This is a genomic window from Methylobacterium sp. WL103 (assembly GCF_008039885.1).
Classification (GTDB): Bacteria; Pseudomonadota; Alphaproteobacteria; order Rhizobiales; family Beijerinckiaceae; genus Methylobacterium; species Methylobacterium cerastii.
In genome coordinates this window covers 1-3,668 of record NZ_VRUX01000433.1, presented here as the reverse complement: position 1 = coordinate 3,668, position 3,668 = coordinate 1, and the positions used below count along the sequence as shown (strand labels likewise).

Sequence of the window (3,668 nt, the reverse complement as noted above, 5' to 3'; positions counted from 1 at the left end):
AAGCGGGCCTCCGGCACGTCGAACGCGTCGGCGGCGGCCTTGAGCCAGCGCGTCGTGCCCTCGACCCCGAGCGGGAACGGAGCGGACAGACGGGTCGCGCCGCGGGCCTCGAGCGCCTTGGCCGTGTCGGTCAGGAAAGGTTGGGCGAGCAGGTAGCGGGTGTTCGGCCCGACGGCCGGCAGCTGGCCCGCGCGCCGCGCAGGCAGGAACGCGACCGGTCCGATCCCGAGCTCGGAGAAGATGCGGAGGAACTGGTCCTCGACCACGTCGGCGAGGGCGCCCGCCACCAGCAGCGCCGGGGCGGCGTCGGCTTCCGCCCGCGGCATCTCGGGGACGAGGGCCGCCAGGCACGCATCCTCGCCCTGCGTGAACGTGGTCTCGATGCCGCTGCCGGAATAGCTCAGCACCCGCACGTCCGGCGAGAAGGTGGTGGAGAGGCGCTGCGCCGCGCGGCCGAGGTCGAGCTTGATCACCTCGGAGGGGCACGAGCCCACGAGGAACAGCAGCCGGATGTCGGGGCGGCGCTCGATCAGGCGGCGCACCACCCGGTCGAGCTCCTCGTTCATGTCGGCGATGCCGGCGAGGTCGCGCTCGTCGATGATCGCGGTGGCGAAGCGCGGCTCGGCGAAGATCATCACGCCGGCGGCCGACTGGATCAGGTGGGCGCAGGTGCGCGAGCCGACCACGAGGAAGAACGCGTCCTGAATCTTGCGATGCAGCCAGACGATACCGGTCAGCCCGCAGAACACTGCGCGCTGGCCGCGCTCCTGCCGGATCGTGACGTCGCCGCAGCCGGCCTCGACGGGCGCCGTCGCGGCCCTCGGCGTGAGGTCGGGCGCGTTCATCGCGCCACCATCGCGGTGCCGCCGACGGGGCGCGGATGCGGCCGGGCCTGGAGCCGCGCGGCCCGGAGCTTGAGCAGGAATTGCGTCGCGTTGACCGCGTAGGAGGCGTAGGCCGCGAGCGCCAGCCACATCAGCCCGGTGGTGCCCATGAGGCCCAGCGTGAGGACAGCGAGGTAGGCGGTGTGCAGGGCCAGCACCAGCATGCTGACCACGTCCTCCCAGTAGAAGGCCGGGGCGAACAGGTAGCGGCCGAACACGGCCTTCTCCCAGATCGAGCCGGTGACCATGATCGCGTAGAGCAGCCCCGTCTTGGCCAGCACCGAGAGGTTGGCGGCGACCGCGCCCTCGCCGGTCGCCAGCGTCCGCAGGACGAGCCCGAGGCTGATGAGGAACACGAGGAATTGAAGGGGGGCGAGAAGGCCCTGGACCAGGGTCCAGCGGCTGGCGTCGCGCCGGGCGCGCTCGGCCGGCGTGTAGAGTGGTGGTCGTGTCGTCCGGTCCGTCGGACCCATCGCCTCACCCCATCCCTGCTGCGGCCGGCCGCCTCTCGAAGGAGCGGCTTGGGGTGAAGCCTAGAAACCGTGCCCAAAAGTGTCAAGCGCGCTTTACGTCAAATCCAAATGACAATGACATCGAAGCATTCTGGTTCGAATTGACCATTGCCAAGTCGGCTCGAAAGGGTATCGTCTAGGTCAAGTCGTCCCGAAGAGGGCGACAGCGCGGGGATTTCCAGGCCCGGCCATGCTGAGTTGTAAAGACAATTAAGCCGTCAGCGACATTGGAGAGGGCCAATGGATGACTTGAGGCGCTCCGAGGGGCGAAACGCCATCCTGGCCCTCGCACGCGAGATGGCTTCGGCCTGCGAGATCGACGAACGGGCGCCGCCTCGCCGGCAGCAGCTCTCCGATCGCTGGCACGGTCACCTGTCCCGCGTCGTCGAGGCCGAGATCATTCCCCGCCTGATGCTTGCCCACCGGATGGAGGCGTCGACCCGCGGCCCGGGGCCGCGGAAGCCGACGGCCGAGGACATCGAGGCGTTCGCCTCCCTCGTGCTGGCGCCGGCCGGCGAAGTGGTGGAGGCGCGGATCGCCGCCCTCGTCGACGACGGGCTCGCCCTCGACAGCCTCCTCCTCGACCTGCTGGCGCCGACGGCGCGGCATCTCGGCGTGTTGTGGGAGGAGGATCTCTGCGATTTCGCGGAACTGACGATCGCGATGGGCCGCCTGCAGCGGATCATGCACGACCTCTCGCGCCGCTACGGCGGCGAAACCGGAGGGCACCGGGACGGGCACAGCATCCTGCTGAGCCTCTGCCCCGGCGAGACCCACATGTTCGGCCTTTCGATGATCGAGCAGTTCTTCCGCGACGCGGGTTGGGACGTGACGAGCACGGCGCTGGCGCCGGTGGGCGAGATCCTGAACCAGGCGCGGACCGCATGGTTCGACGTGATCGGCCTCTCGCTCGGCTGTGAGGTCCTTCTGCCGACCTTGACCAAGACCGTCCTCGAACTTCGGCGCGTCTCGTTCAATCCCGGCGTCCGGATCCTCGTCGGCGGCCCGATCTTCATCGACAATCCCGGCCATATCGAGCAAGTCGGCGCGGATGCGACGGCGTCGGATGCACGCCGAGCTGTGGCTGCAGCCGAGTTCATGCTTGATATGAGGGCGGGAGCCTGCTGAAAGACCTGATCGGCGACTTCACGAAGCGGTGAGACTTGACCAGCTTGGCCACCCACGCTGCGCAGAACCCCTCCGCAGCCCTGAGCAAGACCCTGGCGGCCCTCGGCGGAGAGGCGGCGGGTCTTCTCGTTGCGGCTGCGACGGACCTATCGTTGGTCGTCGACGCGGATGGCATCATCCGCGACGCGGCCTTCGCTGCGCCGGATCTTGCGGGCCAGGGCTGTGACACCTGGCTCGGACGGCGGTGGATCGACACCGTCACCGTCGAGAGCCGGCCGAAGATCGACGCGCTGATGCGCGATGCGGCGCCGGACGGCGTGACCCGCTGGCGCCAGGTCAACCACCCTTCCGTCTCCGGTGAGGATCTGCCGATTCGCTACGCCGCGATGCGGTTGGGCTCGGACGGCTCGATCATCGCCATCGGCCGCAACCTCCTCGCCATGGCCTCGCTGCAGCGCAAGCTCGTCGAGACCCAGCAGGCGCTGGAGCGCGACTACCTCCGCCTGCGCGGTGCGGAGACCCGCTACCGCATGCTGTTCCAGCTCGGCAGCGAGCCGGTGCTCGTGGTCGACGCGGCCACCCGCCGGGTCACCGAGATCAATCCCGCCGCCGTCCGGCTCGTCGGCCGCGCCGAGAAGCGGATCCTCGGGCAGGATGTGGTCGAGCTGTTCGAGGCGGCGAGCGCGCGTGAGATCGAGCTGCTGTTCGCCGGCCTGCGCGCCACCGGCAAGGCCGAGGACCTCGAGGCCCGGCTTGGCGGAAGCCGCGGACCGGCGCGGATCTCGGCCTCTTTGTTCCGACAGGGCAGCTCGGCGAGCGTGCTGCTTCGCGTCAGCGACGCCGCCATCGTCGGCGCCGATTCGGCGCGCGCTCGCGGCCCGCTCCTCGACGTGATCGAGGGCATTCCCGAAGGGTTCGTCGTCACCGATCTGTCGCGGCGCATCCTCACCGCCAACGGCGCCTTCCTCGATCTCGCCCAGATCGCGACCGTGGAGCAGGCGCGCGGCGAGCTGATCGACCGCTGGATCGGCCGCGAGGAGACCGAGGCCGCCACCCTGTTCGCGACGCTGGCCGAGCACGGCTCGGTCCGGCACTTCGCCACCGGCCTGCGCGGCGTGCTCGGCTCCGTCGAGGAGGTCGAGGT

4 protein-coding genes are annotated in these 3,668 nt (G+C 69.8%); 2 read left to right on the top strand and 2 right to left on the bottom strand.

Annotation, left to right across the window (positions count from 1 at the left end; translation table 11 throughout):
- On the bottom strand, positions 1-845 hold an 845-nt coding region (locus FV222_RS20025), incomplete at its 3' end, for a ferredoxin:protochlorophyllide reductase (ATP-dependent) subunit N (RefSeq protein WP_147815466.1).
- Positions 842-1,357, bottom strand: coding sequence for a 2-vinyl bacteriochlorophyllide hydratase (gene bchF, locus FV222_RS20020; protein WP_147752938.1), 516 nt, complete (start codon positions 1,355-1,357; stop codon positions 842-844). The genes FV222_RS20025 and bchF, both read right to left, overlap by 4 nt.
- A gap of 279 nt (positions 1,358-1,636) precedes the next feature.
- On the opposite strand from bchF, the gene FV222_RS20015 reads away from it, so the two are divergent.
- The gene (locus FV222_RS20015) at positions 1,637-2,524 is read left to right on the top strand and encodes a cobalamin B12-binding domain-containing protein (protein WP_238272190.1); all 888 of its coding nucleotides are present in this window, start codon (positions 1,637-1,639) and stop codon (positions 2,522-2,524) included.
- A 35-nt stretch (positions 2,525-2,559) separates the two neighbouring features.
- The coding region (ppsR, locus tag FV222_RS20010) for a transcriptional regulator PpsR (RefSeq protein WP_147815465.1) at positions 2,560-3,668 on the top strand (1,109 nt) is incomplete at its 3' end.